We start from the raw sequence: 16,316 nt of genomic DNA on the forward strand, positions 1-16,316 counted from the left end.
ATGGATTGGAAATACACACTCTCCGAGCCGGTGCTCGGCGACGCGGAAAAAGCCGCGGTCCTGTCGTGCCTTGAGTCCGGCTGGCTCTCCATGGGCCCGAATACGCAGGCCTTCGAGAAGCGATTTTCGGAGCTGACCGGTGCCAAACACGCGATTGCGGTCGCCAACGGCACCGCAGCGCTGCACCTGGCGATGGCCGCCCTTGAGATCGGCTCTGGCGAGACCGACGAGGTCATCCAGCCCTCGATCAACTTCGTTGCGGCGGCCAACATGACCAACGCCGTCGGCGCCAAGCCGGTCTTTGCCGACATCGTCGCCCTCGACGAGCCGACCATCGCTCCAGCCGAGATCGAGCGGCGCATCACGCCGAACACGAAGGCCGTCGTCGTCATGCATTTCGGCGGCTATCCGGCCCGCATGGCCGAGATCCTCGACATCTGCGAGGCGCACGGCCTGCCGCTGATCGAGGACGCCTGCCACGCTCCGCTCTACCGGATGGACGACTTTGCCGGCCGCGCGCTCGGAACGCTCGGTGCCGTCGGCTGCTTCTCGTTCTTTTCCAACAAGAACATGACGACCGGCGAAGGCGGCATGGTCACCACCGACGACGACGCCCTTGCGGCCAAGATCCGCAATCTGCGCTCGCACGGCATGACGTCGCTCTCCTGGGACCGCCACCACGGCCGGCCGGCGACCTATGACGTCACGGCGCACGGCTACAACTACCGGATCGACGATTTGCGCTCGGCGCTCGGCCGCGCGCAGCTCGAACGCCTCGACGACCTCAACGCCCTGCGCCAGGGCCACGCCCGCGCATATGCCGACCTTGTCGCCCGCGCCTCCGGCGCCGGCATGCGCTACATCTACGGCTCCGATCCGGAGGGCGGCACGGCGCATCTCGCCGGCATCCTCGTGCCGCGCGAGGCGCGCAACCCGATCCGCCAGATGCTCGCCGACAACGGCATCCAGTCGAGCCTGCACTATCCGCCGGTGCATCTCTTCACCGCCTTTGCCGACACGGCGTCCGACGCCCTTCCGCTCTCGGAAGAATTCGCCGAGACCATGATCACCCTGCCGATGCACGCCTATCTGCCCGACGCGGCACCCGGCGACATCATCGGCCTCATCGCGGAAAAGCTGACCCGAAATGCAGCCTGAAGCCCGCCAGCTCCGTTCTGAAAACACCCGCGCGGGCAACCGCGCGGTGCTGTTCCTTGCCCAGTTGCCGCCGCCGCATCACGGCCAGTCCGCCGTTGCCGCGACCGTGAAGGGCATTCTGGAACGGGACGCGGGCCTTGACGTCGTCCAGAAATGGCGCGGCGGGGCGGCCAGCAACAACGATGTCGGCAAGCGCAGCCTCGGCAAGTATTTCGGTTTTCTGGCTCTCCTCCTCGACCTTGCCTTTATGCTCGTTTCCGGCCGCCGGTTCCGCCTCGCCTATCTCGGCATGGCGCCCTGGGCGCACACCGCGATCCGCGACGCGCTCCTTGCCGGCATGGCCCGGCTTCTCGCCGACCGGGTCTGGCTGCACGTCCACGGCGACGGGCTGGAAGCGATCCTGACCGGCACGGGCAGGAAGGCGGCGCTGATGCGCTTCCTGCTGCGCGGCACCGAACTGATCGCGATCACCGCCGACACCGGCCGGCTCGGGCGTCGCTCGGGCCTCTTTTCCCACGTCATCGACCTGCCGAACATCGCGGCCGACCCGGGTGCGCGTGCGACCGCACCGCATTCCCCGCTTACGGTCGGCTGCCTCGGCAATCTCGATCCCAGAAAAGGCGTGCTCGATTTCGTCGATGCCATCGGCCGGCTCGAAAATTCCGGCATTCCGGTTGCCGCGACCATGGTTGGCGGCCCGACGGCCCAGCTTTCGGTCGAGGACCTGAAGGCCCGGGTCGCCGAACGCGGCCTTTCGGACTCGATCACCGTCACCGGACGCGTCACCGAAGACGACAAAAGCCGCATCCTCGGTGGTCTCGACGTCTTCCTCTATCTCTCGCGCCACGACCTTGCGCCGCTGGCCCTCATCGAAGGGCTCGCCCATGGCGCCGCGCCGATCGTGCTCGATGTCGGCGGGCTTGCCGAGATGGTCGGACCGCGCCTTGCCGGCAACGTCCTCGATCCGGCGCTCACCGGAACCGCGCTCCTCGACGAGATCGAGACAATCTTTGCCGCCTATAAGGCCGATCCGGCACTCCTGGAACGGGACAAGGCGGCCGCCCGCACCCAGTACCTGAAAGAATTCAGCCCGGACCGCTATCGCAACCGGGTGCTCAAGGAGTTGTCATGGGATCCCACGCAGCCCGCCTTTCCGCCGACGCCTGCCCCGAGCATCGGAGAGGTCCGACCGTGAAGCAACTGGTGCTCTCCACCCTGCGCGCGGTCCATGTGCCGTTCCAGATGCGCGAGCTGCCGGAGCGGGTGGCGATCTATTTCCATGACCTGGAGCCGACCCAGTTCGGAAAATTCTCCGAGGCCGTCGGCCATTTCCTCGATCACGGCTACCGCACGGTGACGGCGGGCGAGTACACCTGCCCCGACACGACCGGAAAGCTCCTGTTCCTCTCCTTCGACGACAACTTCCAGAGCTGGCACCGGGCGCTGCGCTCCCTCGACCGGCTCGGCGCCAACGCGACCTTCTACGTCAATACCGGCGTCATGCGCGACGAGGCCGCCGCCTCCGACATCGCCGCCTATTTCGGGCGCATCCGCTATGAGGGCGCAAGCCCGACCCTGTCGCGCCAGGAACTGAGGGAAATCCACGAGGCCGGCCACGCCATCGGCTGCCACACCCACACCCACCGGCGACTGCCGCAGATCGACCGCGGCGAATGGGCGGACGAGATCGACCGCTCCAAGGCCTATCTGGAGGATTTCTTCGGCGAGGAAATCGTCGATTTCTCCTACCCCTACGGCATGCGGCGGCACTTCTCCGAAAGCCTCAAGGCCTACTGCTCCAAAATCGGCTTTCGCACCATCGCAACGGCGATTTCCGGCCTGCAGCTCCAGTCGGCCCGCGATCCGCTGACGCTGCACCGCACCGGCTGGAAATTCGAGAACAGCCTTGAGCGAAACCTGGAGGATCTCCGCATCAACGGCTCGCTCTATGCCGCGCTGACCGGAAGGAGCCTCACCGGATGAGCCTTTCCGCTCGCCTTTCCTCCCGACTTTCCGGCCTGTTGCAGCGGGACGTCACCTATTCGGTGATGAGCCAGGTGTTCGTCAGCGGCTTCAATTTCGCCGTCGGCATCGCCGCCGCGCGCCTGCTCGGCATCGCAGATTTCGGCGTCTTCACGCTGATCCTGATGATCGCCATGGTCGTCGCGGTGGCGCAGGGGCATATCCTGACCCTGCCGATGATGACGTTCGCCGGCTCGCGGCCGCAGCGTTCCAAGAGCTATTTCGCGACGATCTGGGCGCTCGGCGCCGTGTTCTCCGCTCTCGGCGGCGCCGCGATGATGCTGATCCTCCTCCTTATCGGCGCGCTGCGCGGCGACAGCTTTTCGCCGGACGTGCTTTTTGCCAGCGCCGCCATCACCTTTGCCCAGAACCAGCAGATCATGCTGCGGCGCATCCTGTTTGCCCAGCGCCGGCGGCTGTTCGCGGCAGGGCTCGACATCCTGCGCCTGGTGGTCATGGGGCTCGCCGCCGCCGTCATCGTCTTGCAAGCCTTTTCCGTCGATGTCGCGACGCTACTCTATCTGCTCGCCGCCTCGGCGCTCCTTGCCACCGTTCCGTTCTCGCTCGGCCTGATGCGCGGGCCCTACAAGAAGCGGCTGTTCACCGCCGTTCTTGCCCGCCACTGGCCGATGTCGCGCTGGATGATCCTGATGCTTCTGGTCTCGCTCGGCCAGGAGCAGGCGATCTGGGTGATCGTCGGGGTCGAGCTCGGCGATACCGCCATCGGCGGGCTGAGGGCCGCGCAATACATGCTCGGCATCACCCACACCATCACGCTGGCGATGGAGAACCACATCCCGCGCAACGCGGCCGAACAGCTTCGGCTGAAGGGCCGCGAGGGCCTGCGCGACTATCTCCTCGGCCAGTCCGCCTTTCTCGGCGGCGCGGTGATCGCCCTCATCGTCCTGGTGTCGGTCTATTCCAGCGAGCTCCTGACCGCCGTCTTCGGGCCGCAATATGCCGAATATGCGCACCTCACGCACATCCTCGGCATCACCTATTCGCTGATCGTCATCAACAGCATCTGGACGCACTATCTGCGCGCCATCGAGGACACCAGGAGCGTGTTCCTGTCCTATACCGTCTCCTCGGTCGCCGCCGTGATCCTGATCTATCCCTTGATGCATACCTTCGGGCTCGAAGGCGTCGCCATCTGCCTCAGCATCGCCCATGCGGTCTGCGTCAGCCTGGTGCTTTCCGTCATCATCCGCGACCAGCGCAGGGCCGCTAGCGCCAGGCGCGGCATGCAGAGCCACACCGCCTATCCCCCCATCAGCCCCCATTCAGATGGAGCCCTGTCGTGACCCTTTCCTCCCGCACGACACCCGACGACACCCCCCACGACCTGCCGGCGCCGACGGCCGAGGCCCGGCGCCGCGCGTTCGGGCGCCTCGCCCTTCGCGAGCGGGCCGCGGGCACGACCCGGACGGGGGCTTCCCTTCGGGCGGAGGTCGGAGCCAATGCGCACGCCGGGGCCGATGCGGCACCGACCGTCAGCTTCCTGACGCTCGTCCTCAGCCACTACCGGATCCCGTTCCACACCATCGTGCGGGACATCCTCGCCGAGCACGGCGTCAACTACCGCCTGATCTACAGCGATCCGGTCGGGTCCGATGCCAAGAAAGGCGACACGCTGGAACTGCCCTGGGCGGTCAAGATCCCGGTGACGCGCATTCCAGTTCCGGGCGTCGACCTTTACTGGCAGAACGCGCTCGACGCGACCCGCGGCTCGGCGCTGACCGTCATTTCCCAGGAGAACAAGCTGCTGGTGAACTATCTTCTGCAGGCGCGCTATCTCCTCGGCGGCAGCCGGCTTGCCTTTTTCGGCCACGGCAAGAATTATCAGGCGAGCCGCCCCGACGGCTGGCGCGAAAAGCTGAAGGCGCAGCTCGCGACGCGCGTCCACTGGTGGTTCGCCTATACGCCGGGCGTGAAGAAGATCGTCGAGGACTACGGCTTTCCGGGCGAGCGCATCACCGTCAACTACAACAGCATCGACACCGGTGCGCTGAAGGGCGAGCTTGCGGCCGTCACGGACGCCGACATTGCGGCCGAGAAGGCCAAGCTCGGCATCACCTCGGACAACATCGCCATCTATATCGGCGGCATGTACCAGGAAAAGCGGCTGCCGTTCCTGATCGACGCGGCGGAGAAGATCCGCGCGCGGGTGCCGGACTTCCACCTCGTCATGGTCGGTTCCGGCTCGCATTCGGAGATCGCCCAGATCGCGGCGGCGAGCTGCGACTACATCCACTTCCTCGGCCCGCGCTTCGGGCGTGAAAAGGCGACGCTCCTGAAGATGGCCAAGGCCTTCGTCATGCCGGGCCTCGTCGGCCTTGCGATCATCGACTCCTTTGCCGCCGGTTGCCCGATGGTGACGACCGACGTTCCCTACCACTCGCCGGAGATCGAGTATCTCAAGGACGGCGAGAACGGGCTGATCACCTCCGATCCGGAGAACGTCACCGACTACGCCAACGCCGTCGCCGCCCTCCTCACCGACGACACCCTCCAGGCGCGGCTGTCGGACGGGGCCAAAGCCTCCGTCGAGGACTACACGATCGAGCGCATGGCGCGGAATTTCGCCGAAGGGGTGCTGGCGGCGATTGCCTGAACGGCGTTGGCCGTTTCCGAAGCTCCCCGTCATCGCGAGGAGGCCGAAAGGCCGACGCGGCGATCCAGAGCGGCTCGCTCGGAGTGCGCGGCTCTGGATCGCCGCGCTCGCGTTGCTCGCTCGCGATGACGGCGACGATTGTTGCTCCCGTTGCCCCAAACTCTCCCCGTCACCCCGGGCGGAGCGAAGCGGAGACCAGGGGCCTATTGCCCCTTTCCGCACGGTAGCCCGCATCGGCCTCAGCACGATCCATCTTCCGGGCCAATGCCCCTACCCCCAAACCAACGGCATACCGCGTTGAGATGGACAATAGGCCCCGGCTCGGAGGCCGGGGTGACGGCAGTTGGTTTTGGCAGGCGGGAGCGTGCTGTCTTCTAAGACACCGAAAGGGCCCCGTCATCGCGAGGAGGCCGAAAGGCCGACGCGGCGATCCAGAGCGGCTTGCTCGGAGTGCGCGGCTCTGGATCGCCGCGCTCGCGTTGCTCGCTCGCGATGACGGCGACGATTGTTGCTCCCGTTGTCCCGAACTCTCCCCGTCACCCCGGGCACAGCGAAGCGGAGACCCGGGGCCTATTGCCCCTTTCCGCACGGTAGCCCGCATCGGCCTCAGCACGATCCGTCTTCCGGGCCAATGCCCCCAACAGACGGCATACCGCGTTGAGATGGGCAATAGGCCCCGGCTCGGAGGCCGGGGTGACGGCAGTTGGTTTTGGCAGGCGGGAGCGTGCTGTCTTCTAAGACACCGAAAGGGCCCCGTCATCGCGAGGAGGCCGAAAGGCCGACGCGGCGATCCAGGGCAACAGGCTCGGAGCGTGCGGCCCCTGGATTGCCGCGCTCGCTTCGCTCACTCGAAATGACAGCGGATGGGTGGGATCAAGATCCGCAATCGCTGAATCCGGCATGAGAAACCAGAAAGAAGCCGCGGGGTCGCTCCCGCGGCTTCTTTCTGGTGGTTCCTCAGTTCGCTGAAAGGCCGATCGCCATGAGACGCAAGGCGCGTTCTCGTCAGACGAGAACGGGACGGCTCGTGCGCACCGTCGCCTGAGCCGCAAAGAGCGGGCGGCGCGGCGGCCTCTGGCGGACCGGTTGCCAGCTCGGCGGCAGGGTTTCCTGGGCCGGGCCGTAGCGGGTCAGCGCCACGAAGGCGGCGTAGAAGGCGACGACCGTGCCGATGTAGTTGTGGTGGAGGATGGTGAACTCCATCGTCCCGCCGATCAGGAACACGGACAGGAGGATGACCAGCACCAGTCGCGAGCCCTCATCGACAGTACGATTGAAGATCGCGGCGCCGGCGATGAGGCAGAGGCCGGCGAGGAGCGCGAGGCCGACAAGGCCGAGCGAGACCAGCGCCTCGATGGCCGCGTTGTGGAAGGTGGCGGTCAGGAAGTAGCGGAAATGCTCCCAGAACTGCCAGGCCGGCGAAAACGGGTCGGCATCGAAGAAGCCGGTATAGCCGAAGCCGAGCACCGGACGCTCGGCGATGTTCTCGAATGCCAGCCGCCAGAGATCGGTGCGGCCGGTGAAGGTCGCGTCGCGGCCGAGGACGTCGATCGCCGCGCCCGAGCCGATCACCGGCAGGGCCATGATTGCGAAAAAGAACAGGATGACCATGGCAAACGCCAAGAGCGCCCGATAGGGCCCGGAAAGGCGCAACAGGACCGAGGCCGGCGCCAGCAACACGACGATGAGGACCGCGGTCGCCGAGCTGGTCAGCACCAGGGCGCCGAGCGCCATCAGGCCGACGGAGTAGCGCCAGAACGCGCCGATGCCGATCAGCTTGCCGTTGAAGGCGAGCAAAAAGGTGCTGGCAAAGACGAAGCCGGCGAAGTTCTTCGACGCCATGACGCCGCGGAATTCCCACCCGTCGACCCAGCCGCCGCCATAGCGCGGCTGCAGCACCTGATCGGGCGCGGCGACATAGAGGACCAGCGAGGCGAATAGGCAGAAGGCCGTGACGCGGAAATAAATCCTGAGCACCTCGGCCGGGCGGAAATGCACCGAAAGCACATAGGAGGCAATGACCAGATAGGTGAGCACGACGGTGTTGGTCACGGTCATCTTGGTGCCGACCGACCACAGCGCCGACAGGGCGGCAACGCCCGGAATGATCATCCCGGCAAGGAACTGCCAGCCGAGGCCGCGAGAGAGCGCGGAATAGAGCAGCAAGAGAAGCGCGATGCCGTACTGGGCCGCGAAAATCGCCAGATAGACCGGGTTGCTGGCCGCCGAGTCGCGCGTGGTCATGCCTTCCTGGACCTTGTCGGCGAACAGGAACTGGAACGACTGGGTGGCAAAGATGATGAGGAGCACGGCAAGGATGGCTGCGAGCGTGCGCTCCCAGGCCTGCGAGGCGGCCGGGTTGGCAATTCTGCAGTCGGCGGTCGCGTAGGCGGTCATCGTCCGTCTCTCCTGCCCTTGCGGCAATGCGTGGCGGTCAGGACCCGAAAGTCATTCGGCCGCATCGACGACGAAGACGCTGCCGTTCCGCTTGCCCGGGCGGGCGCGCAGGTTCGCGGCGGAGCGCTTCAGGGTCGCCTCGTCGACTTCGCCGGAGCGAATGACGAGGCAGGAAGCGTCGGCGCTTTCGCTGAACGGGGCAAGCGCATCGCTGCGTCCCCCGATCGGACCGTCGATGACGATCAGGCTGACGTCGGGCAGCCGGCGCATCACCGCATTCTTGATCTTGTCGGCGGTCAGCGACGACGACCAGTCGAAGCCGGAGGTGCGGCCGGCCGGCAGGATCATGACGAGGCCGCCCGGATCGAGCACCAGCGCGTCCTGCAGCCGGGCCTTGCCGCCCACCACATCGAAGAAGCCGATCTCGGGGTCGTCGACGCGCAACGCGCTGAGCGTGCGCCGCGTGGCATCGCCGTCGACCAGGAGAACCTTCTCGCCGCGGCGGGCAGCCGCCAGCGCCAGGTTGAAGGCGACGGTCGTCTTGCCGTGGTTGAGGCCCGGCGAGGTCACCAGCACGGTCTTGACGTCGCCGCCCGGACCGTAGGGGCGCAGATTCTCCAGGAGATCGCCGATGGCGAGCGCAGTCGGCGACAGCGGATCGTCGGCGACGAATTCCGGCAGGCCCTCGTCGGAGGAATGGCTCGGATAGATCGGGATCGAGGCCAGGAGCGGCAGGTTGGAGATCTGGCTGATCTGTTCCGGCGAGGAGATGCGGGTCGACAACGCCTCGCGGCCGAAGGCGAGCATGGTGCCGACGCCGGCGCCGGCAAAAAGGCCGAGCAGAACGATCAGGATCGAGCCCGGGCCGTCGGGCCGCATCGGCACGATAGCGCGCGAGACGATGCGGGCGGCCGTGGTGTCGACGCGCTGCTGTTCCGACAGCTCGCGGGCGCGGACCAGGAACGCCTCGTAGACGGCGCGCTTGGCATCGGCGTCGCGCTGCAGTTCGCGCAGGCGCACCATGGCGTCGTTGGTGCGGTGGGTGCCGGATTTCAGGGTCTCGATGCGGGCACGGACCATGTCCTCATGGGACTTGGCGCGCTCGTAGTCGGCCTCGGTGGCAGCCGCGATGCGGTTCAGCTCGCCGACGATCTGGCGGCGCGCGGAATCGATCTCGGCCTTGGCCGCCTGCATGCGCGGGTGGCTCGGCAGGAGCTGGGCCGACAGGGCCTCGCGGCGCTGGACGGCGGCGCCGTAGCGGTCGCGCAGCCGGGTGATGGTCTGCGAGGTGATCGCCTCCGGCAGCGGCTGGGACATGTCGCCGGTGTTCTTGATGCGGCGCACCTGCTCCAGCTTGGAGAGCGCCGTCGCCGTCTGGTTGGAGGCCTGGGTCAGGAGCTGGTTGGCCTGGGAGAGTTCCTGCTCGTTGATCAGCGAGCCGGTGGAGGAGACGATGTTGTGCTCATATTTGTACTGCTCGACCGCTTCTTCCGCAGCGCTCAGCTGCTGGCGCAGCTCATCGAGCCGGCCGGTGAGCATCTCCGAGGCGCGACCGGCAAGGCCGGACTGGGCGTCGGCTTCGGAATTGATGTAGACGTCGGCGATCGCATTGGCGAGCCGGGCGGACTTCGCGCCGTCCTTGGTCTTGACGTTGAGTTCGACGATATAGGAGCGCTTCGGGCGCTGGGTGCGCACGGCCTCCTGCAGATTGTAGAGCGCCTTGATCTCCGGCTGGATCGAGCGCCCGCCGCCGGCAAGGCTTCCGAGGAAGCCGGCAATGGTCGCAACCGGGCCGCGGCCGCCGACGAATTCCTTGTCTTCGCCCAGATGCTCGCGCGCGACCACCTTGGCCAGGACGTCGTTCGACGTCATCACCCGCATCTGGCTTTCCACCATGGCGATGCCGCCGTCATTGGTTTCCGACGTCGGCGTGATCTCGCGGTCGACGACCTGGAGGCCGCGCGGATTGATCAGGATCCGCGACATGGCAACGTAGTTGCGTTCCCGGCCGAAGGCGTAGACGGCGGCGATGGTGGCAAAGATGAGCGCCGTGATGACGACGGTGCGCCGGTGCCGCCACAGGATGGTGACGACGTCGCCGATGCCGAACATCGGCTGGCGCGGCTCGGCATAGACCTGCGGCATGTGGGCAACCGGAAGGGCCATCTGGCTGTTCGGCGGAAAACTGTTCATGGCGCTATCACCGTCGGATCGGGGGACAGAGTGTCCGGTCGAGGCTCTTACCGCGGCCGATTTCTGTCCCGTTTTGAGGCAACCGGCCGATTTCAGGCCGGGTTACCACTGGTTTTGCAAGAAGCGCGCCGCGGCGGCGGCACGGGCTTTCAGGCAAAATTCTCCGCATCTCTCGGCTCGATGCCGCGGTCGGCGTAACGGGCAAGGCCGAGAGCCTGGGCGGCGAGCATCGTCAGATAGGCGGGATTGAGGAGGAGGTAGCGGCGCCACAGGCGCTTCGGCTCACGGCTCAGCCGGTAGGCCCATTCAAGGCCCCGGTCCTGGAACCAGCGCGGTGCCTGGGCGAGGAGCCCGGCATGGAAATCGAAGGCGGCGCCGACGGCGATCGCCGGCATGTCGAGGAGCCTGGCATATTCATAGGCCCAGACCTCCTGGCGCGGGCAGCCGAGGCCGACGAAGACGAGCCTTGCCCCGCTCTCGCGGATTTCCTCGGCGATCGCCTCCTTTTCCTCCGCCGTGCTCTTTCTAAAAAGCGACGGGCGGGCACCGGCGATGACGAGGCCGGGGAAGCGGTCGGTCAGGCGCTCCTGCAGGCGCTCCAGCACCTCCGGCTTGCTGCCGTAGAGGTAGATCGGAAGATTTTCACGCGCGGCGCGCTCGCAGAGCCGCAGGGTCAATTCCGGTCCGTAGACGCGGTCCTTCAGCCTGGTGCGGTGCAGGAGGTTCAGCGCCCAGCGCACCGGCTGGCCGTCCGGCGTGATGACATCGAAGCTGTTGAGGCGGTAGCGGTGGCGCGCATCGAGCACGCCGGTCATGACGCCGTGGACGGCGAGCGCCGCCACCTTGAAGCCGCGGCGCGCCCGCGCTGCGCGGATGATGGCCTCGACGGCGCCGTCATAGTCGACAACGCTGACGCCGACGCCAAGAACGTTCTTCTTGCCGTTATCGATCATGGTCTTTTGCCTGTTGGAGGACGGGCGCGAGGCCCTTGCGGGTGGAGGCCCCGATCAGGAGGCCTCGCGCCAGCGGTCGCGGTTGACGACGTAGATTTCCTCAAGGATGGCGGCGACGTCGTAGTCGCGCTTCCAGTCCGGATAGTGCGCCTCGAAGCGGCGCGTATCCGAAATCCACCAGATGTGGTCGCCCATCCGGTTGGTTTCCGAATAGCTGTGGTTGAGCCTCAGACCGGTGATGTCCTCGCAAAGGCGGATCGCCTCCAGCATGGAGCAGTTGGAGAAGCGCCCGCCGCCCATGTTGTAGACCTCGCCGGAGCGCGGCTTTTCGAAGAAATGCCAGAAGGCGTTCACCAGGTCGTTGGAATGGATGTTGTCGCGGACCTGCTTGCCGCCATAGCCGAAGACGGTATAGGGCGCGCCGGTCGCCGTGCACTTCATCAGATAGGCGAGGAAGCCGTGAAGCTGCGTGCCGCTATGGGCCGGCCCGGTCAGGCAGCCGCCGCGGAAGCAGGCGGTCTTCATGCCGAAATAGCGGCCGTATTCCTGCACCAGCATGTCGGCGGCCACCTTGGAGGCGCCGAACAGGCTGTGCATGGACTGGTCGATGGTCATGGTCTCGTCGATGCCGTGGGCAAAGAAGGGATGGCTCTCGTCGATCTCCCAGCGCTCGGCCTTTTCCACGAGCGGCAGGCCGTTCGGCGTATCGCCATAGACCTTGTTGGTGGAGGTGAAGATGAACGGCACCTCCGGGCAGTGCTTGCGGGTCAGTTCCAGCAGAACCAGGGTGCCGTTGGCGTTGATCGTGAAATCCGTCAACGGCTCCTTGGCGGCCCAGTCGTGGGACGGCTGGGCGGCGGTGTGGATGATCAGGCAGAGATCGTTCGCCAGTTCCTCAAAGAGCGCACCCATCGCCGCCTCGTCGCGGATGTCGGCATTGACGTGGCGGTAGGTCGGCAGGTCGGCCGCGAGACGGTTGCGGTTCCACTCGGTCGAGGCGTCGGCGCCGAACAGATATTTCCGCATGTCGTTGTCGATGCCGACGATGCGATGGCCGCGGTCGGCGAAGAACCGGGCCGCCTCGGAACCGATGAGGCCGGCCGAGCCGGTGATGAGGACGACGTTGCGCATGGGTGCGATCTCCGGAAGAAAGTTGAAGCGGGACGGGCCGGACGGGGCCGCCTATTCGGCGGCCACCGCGACGTGGTCCATGCGGCTTAGCAACTGGTCGAAATAGTCGATGGTCCGGGTGAGACCCGTGACGAGCGGCACCTTCGGCTCCCAGTTCAGGGTCTCGCGGGCCTTGGTGATGTCCGGGCGGCGCTGCAGCGGATCGTCCTGGGGCAGCGGGTGGAATTCCAGCTCGGAGCGCGAGCCGGTCATCTCGATGATGGTGCTCGCCAGCTCCAGGATGGTGATCTCCGCCGGGTTGCCGAGATTGATCGGGCCAGGGCCGCCGGCCTCGTGGCGCATATAGGCGACCATGCCGTCGATCAGATCGTCGACATAGCAGAAGGAGCGGGTCTGGCTGCCGTCGCCATAGATGCTGATCGGCTCGCCGCGCAGGGCCTGGATGACGAAGTTGGAGACCACCCGGCCGTCATTGGGGTGCATGCGCGGGCCGTAGGTGTTGAAGATGCGGATGACGCGGGTGTCGAGGCCGTGCTGGCGGTGATAGTCGAAAAACAGGGTCTCCGCGCAGCGCTTGCCCTCGTCGTAGCAGGCGCGCGGGCCGATCGGGTTGACGTTGCCCCAATAGGCCTCCTGCTGCGGCGAGATGCTCGGGTCGCCATAGACCTCGCTGGTCGAGGCCTGGAGGATGCGCGACCTGGTGCGCTTGGCCAGGCCCAGCATGTTGATGGCGCCGTGCACCGACGTCTTGACCGTCTGCACCGGATCGAACTGGTAGTGGATCGGGCTTGCCGGACAGGCGAGATTGTAGATCTCGTCGACTTCCACATGCAGCGGGAAGGTCACGTCGTGGCGCATGAACTCAAAGCGGGGATCGGCTTCCAGATGCGCGATGTTGTACTTGGTGCCGGAATAGAGGTTGTCGACGCCGAGGACGTCGATGCCGTTGCCGTCGGCGAGCAGCCGCTCGCACAGATGGGAGCCGAGGAAGCCGGCAGCGCCGGTCACCAGAATACGGCGGTTCTCCGGATAGGGGCTGTTCGTTGAAATGTGGGTCACCGTGGATCGCCTCCCGCGCGGGGTTTGAAGAAGTTCCCGAATTGCGAGACCGCAATCCGCTCGGCGTCCTCAATGCAGGCCACGTGCCAGGGCGTTCTGTGCGAAACCGGCCGAAAGTGTTAACTTGTGTCTTATTTTGACGCCCGGCCGTACCGATTTTAGAAGCAAGCCGTTAACCTTATGGGGGCTAGGTTTCGTCTTCCCTCCCCCGATTGCGGACGCTACCGTTGCGCTTTCAAGACGATATTCTGCCCCGGCTCGGACCATGGATCCGGCCGTTCCTGAAGCGATACTGGCTGGTCTCGCGGGGCATGACGCTCGGCGTGCGCGGCGCCGTCTTCGACGGCGACGGCCGGGTGTTCCTCATCCGCCATACCTATGTGCCTGGCTGGCACCTGCCCGGCGGCGGCGTCGATCTCGGCGAGACCGTGCGCCAGGCGCTCGACAAGGAACTGCGCGAGGAAGGCAACATCCGGCTCCTCGGCGAACCGCAGCTCTTTGCCGTCTACCACAATGTGCGCATCTACCGCCGCGACCATGTGGTGCTGTTCGTCGCGCGCCAGTGGGAGCAGCCGGAGGCGCCGGTGCCGAATGCGGAAATCGCCGAGCATGGCTGGTTTCAGCTCGACGCCCTTCCGGCCGAGACCTCGCCGGCGACGCGGCGGCGGCTCGACGAGATCGCCGGCGATCAGCCGCCGGCCGCGGTCTGGTGACGACCGCCGATCAGACGTCGGCGTCCGGCTTCACCGCATCGACGATGATCGAGGTATAGAGGAGCCGGCCGCCGCGGTTGCGGGCATCGAAGCGGGCCGAGCGGAACACCATGCCGTCTTCGGGCGACCAGTCCGCCGCGTGGAACGTGCCGGCGTCGTCGTAATATTCCAGCAGGCGCACGTCGAACCCGACGTCTTCAAGGAGGGCCGTCAGGGACCGGTGGGTGAAGAGGACCTTGTGGTCGTCGGCGGCCGGACCCGTGCCGCCGACCCTGACCTTTTCGATATAGGCGGGATCGGGATGGCAGCCGTCCGGCACGGCAATCCGCAGATGTCCGCCCGGTGCCATGTGCTCAAAGCAGATGCGCGCGGCCCGAAGCCCCTCCTCGGGCGTCAGGTGCTCCCAGACATGCTCGGCGAGGATGGCGTCGATCCGGCGGGCGCTGAATTGGTGGTCCCAGTCCTCGGCCTTCAGAAGGTTGAGGACCGTCTCGGAGGTCGAAATCCAGCCCGGCAGGCGCAGGCCGCCGGCGCCGATGACGATCTTCAACGGCCGGTCCGCGGGCAGGCGCTGAAGGCGCCAGCGCGTCAGGGCAGGACTGACGAGGACCTCGAAGGACCGGGTCGCGAGCCGCGGCAGGCCCGTGCGCTTCAAGAGCCCGATGACCAGCCTTGGGACAGTTTTTCCAAGCGATCGACCGGCCTCTACCTCGATCGATGTCTCCATATGAAGCGTCTCCCGCCGTCCGGCTTCCCAAAAATAACGATCGCGCAAGGGTAGCAAGCGCCGTGCCAGAAAAGCCTCGATCGCCCCGTCAGCAGGGCGTCGCGGCGGCCTTCAGGAACCTCGCCCAGCCGAGCATCGGCCGCGCCCAAAGAATGCCGCCCGGCGCATCCGGCGGGTATTTCGCATTGAAAACGTTCAGCGCGATATCGGCGACGCGCGGCTCGAACCGAGAAAGGTCCAAAAACCCGATGGCGGCGTTCCAGTGTTCCTCAAAGCCCGGCTCGGTGGTGCCGTCGACGAAGCGGTTGAGCCCCCCTCGCCCGTCTTGGATTTTTTCCACGAAGGTCCTGGCGAGCGCCGTCATGTGCGCCTCTGTCAGGTCCGTGCGGACGGTGTCAAAGGCAATGACCAGAAAATCGACGTCGATGGAGGCGTGGCCGACATCCTCCGTCACGCCAAGTTGCGGGTGGATCATGTAGGGCCAGGAGACCGTGCCGTCGGGCCGGAACTCCGCAAAATCCTCCAGCCAGTAGCGCACGAGGCGCCGGATTTTGTCGACCCGTGCAGCGTTCGGGCGCCAGCGGTCGAGGATTATCTCGGCCGTCATCATGGTGGCGGACTGGTTGAAGGCGCAGCGGGTGGTGCCGAGCTGGCCGGAGCCCTCGCTGTCCCGATAGTGGTAGCTGCCCTTGTCGCCAACGACCTGCCAGTCATTGTCGAAGGCATCGACGGCGATGCGGGCCTCGGTGAAGGTGCGCACGGCCTCCGGCATGTACGCGCCGAAGCGGGCTTCGTCGCGAAAGACGAGGTCGGCAAAGCGCAGGATCGCATTGGCGATGTGGCCGGTATTGAGGACGATGGCGTCGTTGCCGCGCTTCCAGAACGGCCCGCCCGCCCCCGTGCCGCGGAAATAGAGCGGGTCGCGGGTATAGTTCTCGACGATCTCGCCGCGGGCGACGCGCCGTGCATCGGTGTGATCGAGGATGAAGGCGATGAGGGATGCGGCGGCGTCCATGTAACGCGGCGCGCCAGTGAGGTCCGCCATCGTCACGAAGGCCCGCACCCAATAGCCGAGAATCCAGGCAAAGACGCCGTCGCGGTCGTCATAGACGCCGTCCCTGGCGCCGATCCATTCCAGGATCCGGCTCGCCTCGATGGTCCCGAGCGGACCCCAACGCGCCTCGAAGACGGCGTCCCAATCGGAGACACCGGCAAAGGCGGCACGCGACAGGTCGAGGCCGCAGACGGCCGTCTTGGCTGCCCGCGCGGGCGCAGCGGACGGCATAACGGCCGCAGCCGCGGCGCTTATCAACAGATGTCTGCGGGTGATGATGGTCATTCCGGGCCTT

Annotated in this window: 13 protein-coding genes; 6 read left to right on the forward strand and 7 right to left on the reverse strand. The window is 66.3% G+C overall.

The genetic code is table 11. The features are described from left to right. The 5 genes from M2319_RS21485 to M2319_RS21505 are packed head-to-tail and all read left to right on the forward strand — an operon-like array spanning position 1 to position 5,794. A complete protein-coding gene (locus M2319_RS21485) occupies positions 1 to 1,158 on the forward strand; it encodes a DegT/DnrJ/EryC1/StrS family aminotransferase (RefSeq protein WP_264603524.1) in 1,158 nt (385 codons plus the stop codon). Continuing rightward, positions 1,148 to 2,353, forward strand: a complete 1,206-nt coding sequence (locus M2319_RS21490; RefSeq protein WP_264603525.1) for a glycosyltransferase family 4 protein — start codon at positions 1,148 to 1,150, stop codon at positions 2,351 to 2,353. The genes M2319_RS21485 and M2319_RS21490 overlap by 11 nt, the downstream gene beginning before the upstream one ends. Further along, positions 2,350 to 3,141: a polysaccharide deacetylase family protein gene (locus M2319_RS21495; RefSeq protein ID WP_264603526.1), complete on the forward strand. Its 792-nt coding sequence runs from the start codon at positions 2,350 to 2,352 to the stop codon at positions 3,139 to 3,141. Before M2319_RS21490 ends, M2319_RS21495 begins: the two co-directional genes overlap by 4 nt. Beyond that, positions 3,138 to 4,484: a lipopolysaccharide biosynthesis protein gene (locus tag M2319_RS21500; RefSeq protein ID WP_264603527.1), complete on the forward strand. Its 1,347-nt coding sequence runs from the start codon at positions 3,138 to 3,140 to the stop codon at positions 4,482 to 4,484. The genes M2319_RS21495 and M2319_RS21500 overlap by 4 nt, the downstream gene beginning before the upstream one ends. Then, complete coding sequence (locus tag M2319_RS21505; RefSeq protein ID WP_264603528.1) at positions 4,481 to 5,794, forward strand: glycosyltransferase family 4 protein; 1,314 nt, start codon at positions 4,481 to 4,483, stop codon at positions 5,792 to 5,794. The genes M2319_RS21500 and M2319_RS21505 overlap by 4 nt, the downstream gene beginning before the upstream one ends. A 1,005-nt stretch (positions 5,795 to 6,799) precedes the next feature. Here M2319_RS21505 and M2319_RS21510 read toward each other — a convergent pair. From M2319_RS21510 to M2319_RS21530, 5 genes are all read right to left on the reverse strand, one after another. Then, positions 6,800 to 8,191: an O-antigen ligase family protein gene (locus tag M2319_RS21510; protein WP_264603529.1), complete on the reverse strand. Its 1,392-nt coding sequence runs from the start codon at positions 8,189 to 8,191 to the stop codon at positions 6,800 to 6,802. Between the two features lie 51 nt (positions 8,192 to 8,242). Further along, on the reverse strand, positions 8,243 to 10,384 hold the full coding sequence (locus M2319_RS21515) for a GumC family protein (RefSeq protein ID WP_264603530.1): 2,142 nt from the start codon (positions 10,382 to 10,384) through the stop codon (positions 8,243 to 8,245). A 149-nt stretch (positions 10,385 to 10,533) separates the two neighbouring features. Continuing rightward, positions 10,534 to 11,337 carry a WecB/TagA/CpsF family glycosyltransferase gene (locus M2319_RS21520; RefSeq protein ID WP_264603531.1) on the reverse strand — a complete coding sequence of 268 codons (804 nt, stop codon included), beginning with the start codon at positions 11,335 to 11,337 and terminating at the stop codon, positions 10,534 to 10,536. A gap of 54 nt (positions 11,338 to 11,391) precedes the next feature. Further along, a complete protein-coding gene (locus M2319_RS21525) occupies positions 11,392 to 12,468 on the reverse strand; it encodes an NAD-dependent epimerase/dehydratase family protein (protein WP_264603532.1) in 1,077 nt (358 codons plus the stop codon). A 51-nt stretch (positions 12,469 to 12,519) separates the two neighbouring features. Further along, positions 12,520 to 13,527, reverse strand: a complete 1,008-nt coding sequence (locus M2319_RS21530; protein WP_264603533.1) for a UDP-glucuronic acid decarboxylase family protein — start codon at positions 13,525 to 13,527, stop codon at positions 12,520 to 12,522. Positions 13,528 to 13,754: 227 nt separating this feature from the next. Between M2319_RS21530 and M2319_RS21535 the strand changes: the two genes are divergently transcribed. Beyond that, a complete protein-coding gene (locus tag M2319_RS21535) occupies positions 13,755 to 14,240 on the forward strand; it encodes an NUDIX domain-containing protein (RefSeq protein WP_264603534.1) in 486 nt (161 codons plus the stop codon). Positions 14,241 to 14,250: 10 nt separating this feature from the next. Here M2319_RS21535 and M2319_RS21540 read toward each other — a convergent pair whose 3' ends face one another. Next, on the reverse strand, positions 14,251 to 14,967 hold the full coding sequence (locus M2319_RS21540; RefSeq protein WP_264603535.1) for a class I SAM-dependent methyltransferase: 717 nt from the start codon (positions 14,965 to 14,967) through the stop codon (positions 14,251 to 14,253). 88 nt (positions 14,968 to 15,055) lie between these two features. Further along, entirely contained in the window at positions 15,056 to 16,306 is a 1,251-nt protein-coding gene (locus tag M2319_RS21545; protein WP_264603536.1) for a hypothetical protein, read from the reverse strand. Positions 16,307 to 16,316 lie beyond the last annotated feature (10 nt).

Source organism: Rhodobium gokarnense, from assembly GCF_025961475.1.
GTDB classification, from domain to species: Bacteria; Pseudomonadota; Alphaproteobacteria; order Rhizobiales; family Rhodobiaceae; genus Rhodobium; species Rhodobium gokarnense.